Source organism: Neisseria sp. HMSC065D04, from assembly GCF_001815675.1.
Classification (GTDB): Bacteria; Pseudomonadota; Gammaproteobacteria; order Burkholderiales; family Neisseriaceae; genus Neisseria.
Genome location: NZ_KV821545.1, coordinates 1 through 522 on the forward strand (window position 1 = coordinate 1; position 522 = coordinate 522).

Genomic DNA, 522 nt, shown 5'->3' on the forward strand with positions numbered 1-522 from the left:
ACTTTACCGTCAATCATGCTGACGGTACGGCGGGTACACCTGTACACACCGTTCAAGACGCATTGAACGAGGTTGGTAAAGAGTTGAACAAAGGTCTGAAGATTGCTGCAGACAACGGCGATGCAGATAAAGTGAACCTGGGCGAAACCGTTACCTACACGAGCAAAGACAAGAACATCGTGACGACCGTAGCGGACAACGAAATCGACTTCAGCCTGGCTGACAAGATTACCGTTGGCAAAGCAGGTCAAAAACCGGTTGTGATTGACGGTACGACCGGTACAGTGAGCGGACTGACCAACACCACATTGGGCGGTGCGGACTTTGCCACCAAAGGTCAAGCTGCGACTGAAGAGCAGCTGAACGAAACCCAAGCGAACCTGAAGACCATCTTGGGTGGTGAGGCAGCCAACAACAACGGCAACGTAACGACCAACAACATCGGCGAGACTGGAGCGAACAACGTTCACGACGCGATCAAGTCAGTGAAAGAGACTGCCGAGAAAGGCTGGAAGCTGAAAG

1 protein-coding gene is annotated in these 522 nt (G+C 52.3%); it reads left to right on the forward strand.

Features of this window, described 5'->3' with window-relative positions:
* A partial coding sequence (locus tag HMPREF3050_RS14680; protein ID WP_210399937.1) for a hypothetical protein occupies positions 1 to 522 on the forward strand: 522 nt, incomplete at both ends.